The organism is Poinsettia branch-inducing phytoplasma str. JR1, from assembly GCF_000309465.1.
Classification (GTDB): domain Bacteria; phylum Bacillota_I; class Bacilli_A; order Acholeplasmatales; family Acholeplasmataceae; genus Phytoplasma; species Phytoplasma pruni.
Window position 1 is genome coordinate 1 of sequence record NZ_AKIK01000095.1, and the last position, 15,175, is coordinate 15,175.

A 15,175-nucleotide genomic window follows, 5' to 3' on the forward strand; every position below is an offset into this window, starting at 1 on the left:
GATCTACGATAACTTCTTTTTCTAGACATTTAAATCTCCTTTTGTTTAAATTTTATTTAAATAGAAAAACAACTTTATTCACTTATCACCTACTCTTTCAAGGAAAAAAAGTCATTTTCTTTCTAAAAGTTTTGATATAGAAAAAAGATCCCATATTTAGGGATCTTTTAATATTCTACTATTTTATTTCTTTTCAGCGTCCTTTTTTAATTGAATGTTTAAAACATCTAATTGTTCTTGATCAACTAAATTAGGCGTTTCCATCATTAAATCTTGAGCACTTTGAGTTTTAGGGAAGGCAATAACATTTTTAATATTATTCGTTTTAGTAAATAACATCACTAAACGGTCTAATCCTAAAGCGATACCTCCATGTGGAGGAGTGCCGTATTTTAGCGCTTCTATTAAAAAACCAAAACGATTTTGAACTTCTTCTTTGCTAAAACCTAATTTTTGAAACATTAATTCTTGCACGTGGCTTTGATAATTTCTCAAAGAACCTCCGCCAATTTCATAACCATTCCACACTAAATCATAAGCTTGAGCTTGAGCTTTTTCAGGGTGTTTTTCTAAAATATTAATATCTGAAGAGGCTGTAAAAGGATGATGCATAGCGTAATAACGATTATCTTCTGAATTAAATTCAAACAAAGGAAAATCCACTATCCACAATAAAGATTCTTGATTAGGGTCGATTAAATTCAAATTATGACCTAATTTATTTCTCAAAAAACCTAATGTTTTTAACAAATGATTTTCTGAAGAAAGGTCCTTTAAATCGTTACTAATAACAAAGCACCATTCGCCTTCTTCTAAAAAAGAAGCATCATTAACAAATTGACTTAAATTACCTTTTAAAGTATTGTCTTTTTTTTTAAAAAGATTTAAATTTAAATTAAATTGGTTTTTGATCAAATGTTTATATTCGTCTATTTTTTTTCTTGTTAAAAGGTTTAAAGGGAGGGAAGAATTTAATTTAATCCCTTTAATGGTTTTCTCGGTTCCTTCTGCATTAACGAAATCTTCTTTAAAATAAGTCTTTAAAGGTTCGATCTTTAAATCAAACCTTAAATCAGGTTTATCTGAACCATACAAGTTCATAGTTTCTTGGAAAGACAGACGTCCTAAAGGAGTGGGCAAAGGTTTGTTTAAGATTTTGGCAAACAAATTCGTCATAATTTCTTCAGTTAAATTAATTAAATCTTCTTGACTGAAAAATGAAGTCTCAATATCTATTTGAGTAAATTCTGGTTGTCTATCTGATCTTAAATCTTCATCTCTAAAACAACGAGCTATTTGGAAATATCTTTCAAAGCCAGAAATCATATATAATTGTTTGTAAATTTGCGGAGACTGAGGCAAAGCGTAAAAATGATGAGGATGAATGCGCGAAGGAACTAAATAATCTCTCGCCCCTTCAGGAGTTGATTTTGATAATAAAGGAGTTTCTAATTCAAAAAATTTATTATTTAAAAGAGTTTGTCTAATGTTTTGAGTAATTTCGTGCCTTTGAATTAAAAAACTTTTTTTATCTTTTTTTCTTAAATCTAAATAACGATATTTTAAACGATAATCTTCTAAAGCTTCGTTTTTTTCCACAATGCTTAAAGGTATGTTCTCCGCTTCAGAAAGAAAAGACATTTCCTGTACTAAAACTTCGATTTCACCCGTCGTTAAATTAGGGTTTTTATTTATTCTTTCGATCACTGCGCCTTTAACGTCAATCACTGTTTCGATTTTAGTTAAAGCAATTTGTTGATATTGAGGATGATTGTTAAGTACCACTAATTGAACTATCCCCGAAACATCTCTTAAATCAATAAAAAGTTTATTGCCTAAATTTCTTTTTCTTTCAATCCAACCTTTTAAAAAGACTTTTTCGCCTTTTTGGTTAAGGGTGATCTCGTTATTATTGTAACTATATTTTGTTTTCACTTGTTAATTCCTTTATTAAAAAATTGATTGTTTGTTCTGGTGAAAATTTATATTCTTTTTTTTCTGCTATATTTTTAACCGTTAAGACGTTATCTTTTAATTCTTTTTGACCAATAAAAAGAATGTATTTAGGGTTAGTTTGTAAAGCTTTTTTTAACTTTTTATTGAAATGACCTGTTTCATAATTCATGTTAGTTTGTAAACTATGTTGACGGATTTTTTGCATCAACATAAAGGTTGGTTTTAAAGCTTCTTGGTCTAACGCTAATAAATAAACATCTAAAACAGAGGAACTGACATAAGGGAATAAATGATTCTCTTCCATGGCAATCATTAAACGTTCTATTCCCAAAGCAAAGCCAATACAATTAGTTTTTTTACCGCCAAAAACTTCGGTTAATTCGTTATAATTACCACCGCCACCTAAAACTAAATCATTTTGGTTAGTGGCGTCATTAGCGGCAATTTCAAAAACTATATCTGTGTAATAATCTAGACCTCTTACCAAAAGAGGGTCTATTTCGTAATTAACCCGAGCTTCTTTTAAAAGTTCTAAAACATGGTCAAATTTATTTTTAACCTCTACAGAAAGGTGATCTAAAATTAAAGGAGCTTTTTTTAAAACCTCTTTTTGGGAACATTGTTTACAATCAAAAATACGTAAAACATTTTTTTCTTTTCTTTCTAAACATAAATTACATAAATCTTGAGTATTTTGGTTAATATAATTCTTAAAAATAGTTAAAAATTTTTGATGAGTAGGAAGGTCCCCTAAAGTGTTGATTTTAATTTTAACATTCTTGAGTCCTAAAGTTAACAAAGATTCATAAGCTAAAATAATAACTTCTACTTCGGATAAAGAATTAGGCACACCAATGGCTTCAACGCCTATTTGATGGAATTGACGATATCGACCTTTTTGTGGTCTTTCATAACGAAAAAAAGGACCTAAATAATATAATTTAGTTAACTCGTTTTGAAAATCCAATTTATTTTCGATATAACTTCTAATAACAGAAGCCGTCCCTTCCGGTCTTAAAGCTATTAATCTACCTTTTTTATCGTGAAATTGATAAGTTTCTTTCTTAACCATATCGGATTGTTCGGTAGCACGATAAAAAACTTCTTTATATTCGATAATAGGAGTTCTTATTTCCTGAAAATTGTATGCTTCCAAAAGATTTTTAAGCTTCTTTTCGATAAACTGCCATTTAGACATCTCATCATGAAATAAATCGTGAGTTCCTTTTATTTTTGTAATCATAAACCTTTTAATTTGTTCCTCTATAAATTTGATAAATATTAGATAATTGTAATAAATGAGAAATTAATTTTTCCATTTCAGAAATATTTTTCACTAGTATTTGCAGTTTAATAGTGGTTTCTGATAATTTATTATTATTAATCATGTTTATTTTAGAAATATGAATTCCTAAAGCGTTAGCTTTATCAGTAATATTAGCAATTAAAGAAGAACTATAAGAACCAATAATAAAAAGCCAAGTGGCGTATTTTAATTGATAATTTTGACGCCAATGAGCGACAATAAGACGGTTAGAATCGTATTGTTGTAAATTAACACAATCTTTACGGTGAACGTTGGTGCCTTTATCTTTGGTAATAAAACCCACTATTTCTTCGCCAAAAATAGGATTGCAACAATTCGCTAATTTTAATTTAGTTTTATTTAATCCTTCAATAAAAACACCTGTTTCGTTTTCATAAGTGAATTTTTTCAATTTTTTTGAAATTTGTTCTTTATTGTATTCTTTGCGTATTTCTTCAAAAGAATTGATTTTAGCGAGCACCACATCAGTAGTGATTTTTTTTCTTCCCAAAGCTTCATACAATTCATGAACATTTTGAATAGATTGCTTGTGAAAACTTTTTCTAACAAAATTGTGGTCAATTTTAAAATCTTTCTTTTGTGCTTGCAATTCTTTATCTAAAATTTCTTTACCATTTTGGATTAAAGTTAAAATTTCTTTTTTCTGTTTATTTAAAAAATTTTTAATGAATTTTTTAACATAAGAAGTTTTCGCTATCCTCAACCAATCCTTATGCACTCTAAAAACGTTTTTATTTGTTTTAATAGAAATAATATCACCGTTTTTCAGCTTATAATCAAGAGGAACGATTTTTTCGTTCACAATAGCACCTGTCATTGTAAAACCAATCATAGAATGGATACGGAAAGCAAAATCAATAGGTGTGGAACCTTCTGGAAATTCGAATACTTCTTGTTTCGGTGTAAAAACATAAACATTTTCGCTTAAAATATCATTTTTAATAGAATCTACTAAAGTTTTGGAATTTTGTAGAGATTTATTTTTAGTATCTTTGGTGATTTTAATTAAATCTTGGTACCATCTTAATTTTTGCGCTATTTCCAACTGTTTATTGTCTTTGGAATAAACTTTATTTTCTTTATAACCCCAATGGGCGGCGATTCCTTTTTCGGCAATTTCATCCATTTCTTTAGTTTTGATTTGGATTTCAAAAATAGAACCATCTTTGGCTAAAACCGTGTTATGAAGGGCTTGGTATAAATTAGGCTTTGGAACAACGATATAATCCTTAAATCTCCTTGGTAAAGGAGAATAATGAGCGTGAATAAGGCCTAAACATTGATAACATACATCTACTTTATCCACAATAATACGAACCGCTAATAAGTCAAAAATTTCGTCAAAACTAACTTGTCCTTGGTTCATCTTTTTATAAATACTATAAATATTTTTACTACGTCCGCTAATGGAAAAATCAGTAATGCCGGACTTATAAAATAAAGATTTAATATTTTTAATAATATTTTGGATAGAATTTTCGCGTTCATTTTTTTTAGCGTTAATTAAGTTAGAAATGCGGTAATATTCTTTAGGGTTCATATATCTAAAAGTTAAATCTTCTAATTGAGATTTAATTTGAAAAAGACCTAAACGATGGGTTAAAGGAACATAAATATCTAATGTTTCTTGGGAAATATGTAATTGTTTTTCAGGCTTCATTTCTTTTAAAGTCTGCATATTATGTAGTCTATCTGCTATTTTTACCAAAACTACTCTAATATCATTAGCCATAGCTAAAAAAAGTTTTTGATGGTTTTCCACTTGTCTTTGTTTAGGGTTAAAACTAAGTTTAGCTAATTTAGTGGTGCTTTTCACTATATAAGCCACATCTTCCCCTAAAAAATCCTTTAATTCATCAAAAGTTAAATCCGTATCTTCTAAAGAATCGTGTAATAAACCAGCCATTAAAGTATTGGGTTCACTATTCAAATCAGCTAAAATAATAGCAACAGAAATAGGGTGAATAATGAAATTTTCACCTGTTACTCTTTTTTGATTTGTATGTTTTTTTTTAGCCAATAAATAAGCTTGATTAATTTTATCTAAGATTGTTTTTTCATGAATGTATTTTTTTACTTTTTGCATCAATTCTTGGAATAAAACTTCTTCATGAACTTTTTTTTCTATGTTATGGGTTTCAGTAGTATTAAAAAGCACTTCAATCACCTATTTTTTTGAATTTTTAAAACATTTTTTTTAAAGGATAAAAAATGTTTAAACATATGAAAGTTTTTTCTCTTGATAATAAACTTCTTTAATCATTCCCGCTCCTAGACAAAAATCATCTTTATAAAAAGCCGCTATTTGCCCTGGCGTAACAGCTTTGATTTTTTGGGGATAATACACTTTTAAAGTTGTTTTATCCAACCAAACAAGTTCCACTTCTTGATCGGGTTGACGATAACGAAATTTAGCCATCATCTTCATTTTACCATGATTTTGATAAACGCCATAATTTCTCCATACCACATCAATGATTAAAGCTGCATCGCTATAAAGGTAAGGACTGTCATAACTTTGGTCCACAAACAAAGTATTGGTAGGTAATTCTTTACCCACAACAAACCAAGGGGCTTGATTTTCTTGAGTAACCCCTAAATTAAGACCTTTTCTTTGTCCAATAGTATAATTAAAAACGCCTTCATGTTCTTGAAACAACTTACCATTCATATCTTTAATAGGGCCTTTTTTAGCAGGAATATAATTTTTTAAAAAAGAACTGAATTTGCGTTCTCCGATAAAACAAATACCAGTGGAGTCTTTTTTTCTCGCTGTTATTAAAGAATTTTTAGCCGCGATTTCTCTGATTTCTTTTTTAGTCATTTTTCCTAAAGGGAAAAGAATTTTATCTAATTGTTTTTGTTTAAGTTGAGATAAAAAATAAGTTTGGTCTTTAGTATCGTCCCAAGCTTTAGTTAAGATGGGTTGACCTTTTTCATGAGTAATATTGGCATAATGCCCCATAGCGATAAAATCAGGATTGAATTGTTCGGCATATTCGATAAAAGTGAGAAATTTAATTTGATTATTGCATAAAACATCAGGATTAGGGGTTAAATTTTGTTTTAATAATTTTAAAAAATATGAAAACACTTGGTCCCAATATTCTTCGGAAAAATCAACTTGATGAAATTTAATATCTAATTGTTTGGCGATGGCAGCAGCATCATTAAAATCGGCTGTTTGAGGGCAAACATCATCATTAACATTAGGATTACCTTGAACATCATAATTCAAACTACTATCCCAATTACGCATAAAAATACCTTCTACCTCATAACCTTGTTGTTTTAATAATAAAGCCGTGACACTACTATCAACTCCACCTGATAAACCAACAATCACTTTTTTTTTCATATTTTATACTTCTATTTCTATAAATTCTGTTTTTCACTCTTTTCGTTGGAAATTAATAGGTAACTTAAATTCCGTTCTCGGTGAAAGGCTATTTTCTAAAATTTTAGGACCTGGGGACATTTGTTGCCTTTTGTATTGCACCTGATAAAAAGTTTTTAAATAATTTTGCACTAAAACTAAACTTTCTTCCGCATTTAAAGCGAAAGTGTGTTCAATTAAAAAAGCGATTTTTGCTTTAGAAAAATTATTTTTTAAATGATGATATAAAATAAAATCTTCTATGATAATATTAGGGGTTAAAAATTTTTCTATCTGTTCTTGGTAAAAAACTTTTAATTCAGGAGGAATAGGAATGATAGGTTTATTCAAATGGAAAAAAATCAATTCAGTCATGAAAGTTTGGCTTAAACCAATATTAACATTATACAATTGATCGTAATAATCCATTCTTTCACTTACTTTTCCTAAAGCCGTATCGGACAAATTATCACTTTCTAACACTAAAATTTGTGAATCATCCAACATCAGAGGATTTGGGGTAAACTTACTTAAAGCGTGATGGATCAATTTTTTGCTAAACTGCTCTTTAACTTGAGGTTGATGAACCTCATTATCCAGAAGAATATTTTTAATCCCTAAGTTGTTTAAAAAGTTTTTAATCAATGCAACAAAATCAGGTTGAAAATCTTTTTCATCTTCCATAATCACAATCAAATCATCTAGTGTTTTTTTACTAGCTTGAAAACTTTGTATAACCGCCAAAAGGGATAATAATTCGTTCGAACGCGAAGCTAATTTTAAAATCACTTTCACATTTTTAATATGCGATAATTTACTTTGTAAAGATAAAAACTGAATATGGTTCGCTAGTTTTAATTGTTCCTCTAAATAATTCATTTCCACGAAAGGTTTTTGGTAGAAAGGTTTTTCAAATTCATAATTATCATATTCTTTAATATCGAAATAAGCTTTAAAAAAAGGATATTCTTTGCCGATTTTTTGGTCCCCTAAAGTGGTATCAATTCTTCTTTGGTGTTTGATAGAATCAATGCAAACATCAACGACTAAGCTAGTATCATCTTGGTTAAATAAATCTTTTTCACCAATTAAATTACCGAAAACAGCGGCTATTTTATGATTAGAAAAAAGAACATCAGTAGATGATTCTGTAATTCCACTACTAGTGTAAAAATAACCACCAATATGTTTACGAGAATGATTAATAACCGCGTTTTTGCGCATTTCTTTTTTACCGATATGTTCGGTAGAAGAAGATAAGTTAAAAATCAATTCCGCTCCATTTAAAGCTAATAAATCACTAGGAGATTCAATAGTCCATAAATCTTGACAAATCTCCACCCCAAAACTGATATCGAATTGTTTATTAATAAACAAAATATTACCGACAGGTACTTTTTGTCCTAAAAAATCAATCTCTTGTGTTTGGATAGTTTTGCCAGAATGAAACCATCTTTTTTCGCTAAATTCTTTATAATTAGGAATAGTGTGTTTAGGAACAATGCCTAAAATTTTATCTTTTTGAATTACCACAGCGACATTGAATAAAACTTCTTCCAAAAAGAAAGGGATTCCTACTAAATAAACGCCTTCAAAAACGGTCTTTTCCATGATAAATTGTAAAGATTCTAAAACTTCCTGATAAAAAGTAATTTCAAAAAATAAATCTCCAGCTGTATAACTACTTAAAAATAATTCAGGAAATAAAACAAAGCTAGCTTTGCTGTGGTTAAGAACTTCAAGAATACTTTCAGCATTCTTAAAGGGATTCCCGATGTGCAAATCAGGATTGGATAATTCTATTTTAATAAAACCGTTGTTATACATGGGTTGAAAAACCTTCCTAATATTGAGCTCTAATGCGGTGTTTTATTTTCAGAATTGAAGACTTTTTTATTTGTTATCGGCAATATCAACGTTAATTTTATTTTTCTTTTCCATGATATAACCAATAATAGTGATAGTTATATAAGACAATAACAATCTAATCCCAGTTTCCAAAAAAACTTTTCCATCAAATTCTTTTTTATTTTCCATACTTTTTAATAAAGAATCAATTGAAACTAAAACACCATCAGTCATAAATAAAATAATAATGAAATTAATTTTAAACTTATCTTTTAAAAGTTTATGAAAAACATCCATTCCCCCAGTAGTATAACCGTGGTTTCGAATGTTTGCCAACGTAGTTCCAATCAGAAGACCGCTCATCAGAGAAGCAATAACTAATTGAACGTATATGTTTTTTATATGTAATAAATCAAAAATCTTGCCTTTATTCTCGCCAGTTAACAAATCAAAAAGAGGAACGTTGACAATTAAAATAATAACTAAAAAAGCGGTTTTAGTGAAGAATTCTTTGCCAAAAGCTTTCCAACCAACTATTAAGGAAAATACTTGAGCGAGGAAAATAAAAATAGAAATATTAGAAAAACTTTTTGAAAATAAATAGGGTTTAACCAATTTTTCCATCAACATAGCTAAGCCATCCATTCCTCCTATGTTTAAATTAGTAGAAATTAAAAAGAAATAAATAGCGATAGATAAGACAATATCATTTAAAATCAAACTTGTCCATTTTTTAATGTTATTTTTCTTGTTGGAAATATTGGCGTCCATAAATAATTATTATATAAAAAGATTGAATAATCGTTTTATACCCCTTTCTAATGAGGTTTTTTTATTATTAAGAATCGTTTTTTTGCCTCAAAAAAGCGTTAATAAAATCATCTAAAAAACCATCCATTACAACGTCAATTTGAAAATATTCATAATTCGTGCGATGGTCTTTTACCATTTGATAAGGGTGAAAAACATAACTTCTAATCTGATAACCCCAACTAATATCTTTTTGTTCTCCGTTAAAGTTTTTTTTACTTTCTTCTTGTTCTTTTAAAGCTATTTGCAATAATTTGGTTTTTAAAATTTGTAAAGCTTTTTCTCTATTTTTAATTTGACTTCTTTCGTTTTGACAAGTCACAACAGTGTTGGTCGGTAAATGAGTAATTCTTACCGCAGAATCCGTCGTATTAACATGTTGTCCGCCAGCACCACTACTGCGATAAACATCTACTTTGATATCTTCATCTTTAATCTCAATTTGAATATCTTCGTTAATTTCAGGTAAAACCTCACAAGAAGCAAAAGAAGTGTGTCTTCTTGCGCCGGAATCAAAAGGAGATACTCTCACCAAACGATGAACGCCTCTTTCGGCTTTTAAATATCCGTAAGCGTACGGACCTTTAATTAAGATAGTCGCCGTTTTTAAACCTGCTTCTTCGCCTGGTTGAGAATGAAGAATTTCGTATTGAAATTTTTTTCTTTGAGCGTACTTTTGGTACATTCGTGTTAACATTTCACACCAATCTTGCGACTCGGTTCCGCCAGCTCCTGAATGTAAAATTAAAATAGCGTTATTTTCGTCGTAAGGTTGATTTAATAAAACTTCAATTTCAAAATCTTTAATTTTTTTTTGAATTTGTTTTAACTCTGCAATAAGGAAAAGAAAATCATTATCGTTTTCATTTTCCACTAGTTCAAATAAAGTCACCAAATCATCGTATTTTTTCTTTAAAGAATTAAAATTAGAAATTTTATTTTTTAGTTGATGAAGTTTTTGACTAATATCAATAGCGTCTTTATTTTCAGTCCAAAAATTAGGTTTTTCCATTAAAGCCATTAAATCGTTTATTTGTTTTTTCTTATCTTCTAAATCTATTTTTTGTTCTAAATTGTGCAAAACAGTTTGCAAAGTGGTTAGAGTTTGATTAATTTCATATCTTTCCATTTCGTTTTTCTCCGTATTAAAAATTTTGTCCTTTTTTATGCAATGAAGGTTTATCAAAAGTTTCTTTTTAAAATTAGAATATTTGCAAATATTCTAATTTTAAAAAAATACTAACATTAAGTAAAACTTCTTTTTCATAAGAAAGCAAATTATTTTTAATTTTTATCTGAAAATTTTGTCATCGCTTGGGAAATCGTAAGAAAAGAAAAACCTACATCATATCTTAATAATTAAATATTTATCATATAGGTTTTTTTTGTTTAATAATTTTTTTTAAATTTTAATCATATAAGTCTTTGTGGGGGGTTAAATCTAAAGGAATGTGCCGCCAAATTTGCCAACTCATTGAAGGATATATTGAAAAAACCACTCCATGAGAATTAGTTAATCGATGCCCTTTTACCTTTTTTAACCCATGAATCGTTTTCAGAAATTTTTAATATATCATTTTGAAATTGCATAACTTCGTAAAAATGTTTTTTACCATTTTTCATTTCTTTTCTTTTGTAAGGGATGGCTATTAATGAATAATCAAATCCGTTCAGAAAATTATTAATTTGTTTAAAATAGCCATTAAATCTACTTAACCTATGGCCAGAAAAAAACTAATTTAGTTTTTTTTGCCAAATTTAATTTGAATACGAGTTTTGCCGTTAATCAAAATTCATGTTCTACATTGCGACTGTTGCAGAACCCCATTCGATCTTATCAAAATTCGAAGAATATTCTTGAATTCTTTTTACAATTAATTCTTCTAATTGTAAAGAAATTCAACTTGCATAATTAAAAAGATTATGAAATTTTTTTAATTATGCTTCCAAATTGTTCAACATTTGAAGAATGTATAAATTAATTCTTCAAAACCTCTTCAGTTAAAAACAAATAATTAGGATTTATTTCAATACCGATATAATTTAAATTCATCCTTTTAGCTACTAATAATTCTGAACCAAAATCCATAAAAGGGATTAAAACATTTCCTGGTGTTTTTATTTTAATAACTGAATTAATCAGTTTTTCAGTTAAGAATTGAGGTTTTTGCGTAGGATGAACTATTGTATCATGTTTTAAATGTTTTTTTAACTCTTTGGATGGTAAAATTTTATTTTAACAAGTGAGGCATAAAAAAATCTTTCTTTTAAACCAGTTCCACCTGCTAAAGCAGGTATTTGAATTACATTCGGCTTTAAATGTTAAAAGTGAGTTTTGTTTTTTTATTAACTAAATCTAAAAAATGATTATTTTTATAAGGAACATATAGGTTTTATCTTTTCGTTTTTATTCACTTTATTCTCCTTCTATCGGACAATACCCTTTGCCATAAATACTAAAAATATTTTCAGAAAATAAAAACTCCTTTAAAAGACTGTTTTAAATGATGTTCATTTTTGGGGTATAAAAAAGTTTAATTCCAAGGTTTTCTAGAACCTCTAACTTTTCTATTTTTCCTTTTCGCAGTATTGTTTTTATAAACAGGATGGTTGAAAATTAATTTTTCTTGAAATGATTCCACTAATTGGTCGGTTAAATTGGAACTTTTTAAAATAGTTTTTGTTACATCAAGAGCGATATTTTCGATCATTTGGTTGAAAAACTTTTGCCCTTCTTCTTGGTAAACTACTAAGGAGTTTTGTTGACCATAACTTAAAAAATTAATTCCTCTTCTCAAAATATTCATATCATTAATATGACGTTTGAAATAAGAATCTATTTTTTGTAGCATAATGTATCTTAAAACATAAAAATACTGCTTATCATCAATAACTTGTAATTTAGCTTTTTGCTCTTCCAAGAAAGTCGTTACTTCTTTTTGCACTACTTCTTCTATTTCTTTAGAAGTCAAAAGAGAACGTGGTTCTTCTTGAGTTTGGAAATCTTGGACCGTAAAAGTATTGGGAAGGAAAAATAAAGTTTCTAAATAAGTTATAAATTCTTTAATACCTTCATCATCTTTATTGGTCATTTTATTTTTTAAAAAGTAATCAATATTACTGTTTAAAGTTTTATTCATTAGATTTACAGCTAAAACATCTACTTCTTCAGATTTTAAAATTTCTTTTCTTTGTTGGTAAATGATTTCTCTTTGTAATCTTAAAACAGAATCAAATTGTAAAACAAATTTACGGTAATCATAATTAGAAGATTCGATTTTTTTCTGAATATTAGTCACAAAATTACTAAACATTTTTAAAGTGATAGGTTCATCAGAATCGCTGTTGTTTTGTAACATAGCGATAATTCTTTGCATTCTGTTACCGCCAAAACGTTTCACTAAATCATCATCAGCGGAAACGAAAAAGCGGGAAAAACCTGGGTCTCCTTGACGTCCGGCACGTCCTCTTAATTGGTTATCGATTCTACGTGCCTCGTTCCTTTCGGTCCCCAAAACAGCTAATCCACCTAATTCAACTACTCCTTCGCCTAAACGGATATCAGTCCCACGACCAGCCATATTAGTAGCGATAGTGATAGAACCTTTATGTCCGGCTTTAGCGATAATTTCTGCCTCTTTAGAGTGGTTTTTAGCGTTAAGAACTTCATGTTTAATTTTTCTTTTTTTCAAATATTTAGATATTTCTTCAGAAACTTCCACTGTTGATGTTCCGATTATTAAAATAGGTTGTTGCCTAGCATGCCTTTTTTCAATTTCGCTTAATAAAGCTTGCCATTTTTTTTCAGCAGAAGCGAAAACATAATCAGGAGCGTCTTCTCTAATCATTGGTTTATTAGTAGGAATTTCCACTACTTTCATTTTATAAATATTAACGAATTCTTTTTCTTCTGTTTTAGCTGTTCCTGTCATACCTGACATTTTACGGTAAATTCTAAAGAAATTTTGGTAAGTAATAGTAGCAGAAACTTCTGTTTCTTCTTTAATAACACATCCTTCTTTAGCTTCGATCGCTTGATGTAACCCATCGCTGAATTGACGACCATTTAAAATCCTACCAGTGAATTGGTCAATAATTAAGACTTGTCCTTTATCCACTAAATAATCTTTATTTTTTTCCACAATAAAACTGGCTTTTAAACTATTTTTAATGTGGTGTAATAATAAAGAGTGAGAATTATTGTATAAATTAGTTAATTGGAAAAAAGCTTCAGCTTTTCGTACGCCTTCTTCAGTTAATTCGATAGTTTTAGATTCTAAATCGATCATATAATGTTCTGGTTTTAAGCTTTTTACGAAACGATCAGCATCACGGTAAAACTTTTTACCTTGTTGAGTGTTGCTCGAAATAATTAAAGGAGTTCTGGCTTCATCAATTAAAATAGAGTCTATTTCATCAATAATAACGTAGTTATAATCACGATGCATCATTAAATTATTAATATCAGTTTCCATATTATCTCTTAAATAATCGAAACCTAATTCACTATTAGTAGAATAAAGAATATCGGCTTGATAAGCTAATTGTTTTTCGGGAATGGTTTTATCTTTAGTATTTAAACCTACAGTCATGCCTAAAAAACGGAAAATATCGCCTATTTTCCCTTCGGCTTCACGACTAGCTAAATATTCATTAACTGTCACGATATGAACTGAATTGCCACTTAAAGCGTTTAAATAAGCTGGTAAAACAGAAGTTAAAGTTTTACCTTCTCCTGTTTTCATTTCGGCTATTTGTCCTTGATGTAAAACGATAGAACCTAAAAGTTGTACGTAATAAGGTGTTAAACCAGTTACTCTTCTGGAAGCTTCTCTCGCTAAAGCGTAAGCTTCCACTAATAAACTATCTAAAGAAGCACCTTCTTGAAAACGTTGTTTTAATTTTTCGGTTTCTTTAGGAAAATCCTCATCTTTTAGTCGTTGCATCTCTTCTTCTAATTTTTCAATTTTAGTACTTGTTACTTTCGCTTTTTTTAAATATTTATGGGAAGAATCAAATAATTTTGTAATAAAACTTAACATGTTTATATAACCTTTCTTGAAAAAATAATTTATAGATTATTTTTTTATTTTTATTAATTGAATAAAAATTAATATCTATTTTAGTAATATTAAAAATTAAGTTTTTTTGCTCTTTTTTAATATTAATGAGCATTACCTCTTTTATGAAAAGAAAAAAGTAATGATTAATTTGCTCTTTATTGGTTTAATTAGTTTAATTCAAACCTTTTTTAATAGTTTTTATTTAGTGTTTAATAATACAAACCAACCCTTAAATTAATAATATCTCTTTTCTGGGAGAAAAACATTTTTTTTAAAAGAAATATTTTTGATAAAAAACAACCTTCTAAAGAAATTTAAAAAAATTATTTATGGGTCTAAATTAGCTGTTTTTTATATTTTTATTTTTTCACAAAAGTCCAATAATTAAGACCAATAAGAAAAAGAAAGACTTTTTTTAAGGAACTTTATTGCTTCATAAAAAAATATGCTAATAATATAATAATAACATAATTCCCTCCATTAATTAATAATTAGTTAAGTACATTTAACACAAGGAAAGATTATTATATTTTCTCATAGAAAATCATCTGATAACAAGTCCTACAACTCTTTTAAAAAATAATTCTCTAGGTTTCTTTTTCTCTTTTGAAAAAGATAAATTCTCCTTGAAAAATGCTTTAAAATGGTTTTTATCTTTTTTGGCCCTCTTTTTTCATATTCCCATTATATCAAAAATGGTAATTTTTTTCATCTTTTTCTTGTTGGGAAGAACGACATTAACTCGCTAAGACTTGTTTTTTTTTTTTTTGTGTATAATAATTTTTAATAATTTAA

Annotated in this window: 9 protein-coding genes; all 9 read right to left on the reverse strand. The window is 28.3% G+C overall.

Going from position 1 to position 15,175, the window contains the following annotated elements; all coding sequences use genetic code 11:
* Nucleotides 1-183 precede the first annotated feature (183 nt).
* Nucleotides 184-1,935, reverse strand: a complete 1,752-nt coding sequence (aspS, locus tag ON17_RS02100) for an aspartate--tRNA ligase (protein WP_017191838.1) — start codon at nucleotides 1,933-1,935, stop codon at nucleotides 184-186.
* Entirely contained in the window at nucleotides 1,919-3,199 is a 1,281-nt protein-coding gene (hisS, locus tag ON17_RS02105; RefSeq protein WP_017191839.1) for a histidine--tRNA ligase, read from the reverse strand. The genes aspS and hisS overlap by 17 nt, the downstream gene beginning before the upstream one ends.
* Before the next feature lie 7 nt (nucleotides 3,200-3,206).
* Complete coding sequence (locus ON17_RS02110; protein ID WP_017191840.1) at nucleotides 3,207-5,441, reverse strand: RelA/SpoT family protein; 2,235 nt, start codon at nucleotides 5,439-5,441, stop codon at nucleotides 3,207-3,209.
* 57 nt (nucleotides 5,442-5,498) lie between these two features.
* A complete protein-coding gene (gene mnmA / locus ON17_RS02115) occupies nucleotides 5,499-6,641 on the reverse strand; it encodes a tRNA 2-thiouridine(34) synthase MnmA (protein ID WP_017191841.1) in 1,143 nt (380 codons plus the stop codon).
* A gap of 33 nt (nucleotides 6,642-6,674) precedes the next feature.
* A complete protein-coding gene (locus ON17_RS02120; protein ID WP_017191842.1) occupies nucleotides 6,675-8,486 on the reverse strand; it encodes a nitrilase-related carbon-nitrogen hydrolase in 1,812 nt (603 codons plus the stop codon).
* Nucleotides 8,487-8,552: 66 nt separating this feature from the next.
* The gene (locus tag ON17_RS02125) at nucleotides 8,553-9,278 is read right to left on the reverse strand and encodes a YitT family protein (RefSeq protein ID WP_017191843.1); all 726 of its coding nucleotides are present in this window, start codon (nucleotides 9,276-9,278) and stop codon (nucleotides 8,553-8,555) included.
* 67 nt (nucleotides 9,279-9,345) lie between these two features.
* Nucleotides 9,346-10,446 (reverse strand): peptide chain release factor 2, encoded by a 1,101-nt coding sequence (prfB, locus tag ON17_RS02130; protein ID WP_017191844.1) that lies wholly within the window; start codon nucleotides 10,444-10,446, stop codon nucleotides 9,346-9,348.
* An 849-nt stretch (nucleotides 10,447-11,295) separates the two neighbouring features.
* Nucleotides 11,296-11,547, reverse strand: coding sequence for a DNA methyltransferase (locus ON17_RS03925; RefSeq protein ID WP_315971656.1), 252 nt, complete (start codon nucleotides 11,545-11,547; stop codon nucleotides 11,296-11,298).
* 304 nt (nucleotides 11,548-11,851) lie between these two features.
* Nucleotides 11,852-14,359 carry a preprotein translocase subunit SecA gene (secA, locus tag ON17_RS02135; protein ID WP_017191847.1) on the reverse strand — a complete coding sequence of 836 codons (2,508 nt, stop codon included), beginning with the start codon at nucleotides 14,357-14,359 and terminating at the stop codon, nucleotides 11,852-11,854.
* Nucleotides 14,360-15,175: the final 816 nt, after the last annotated feature.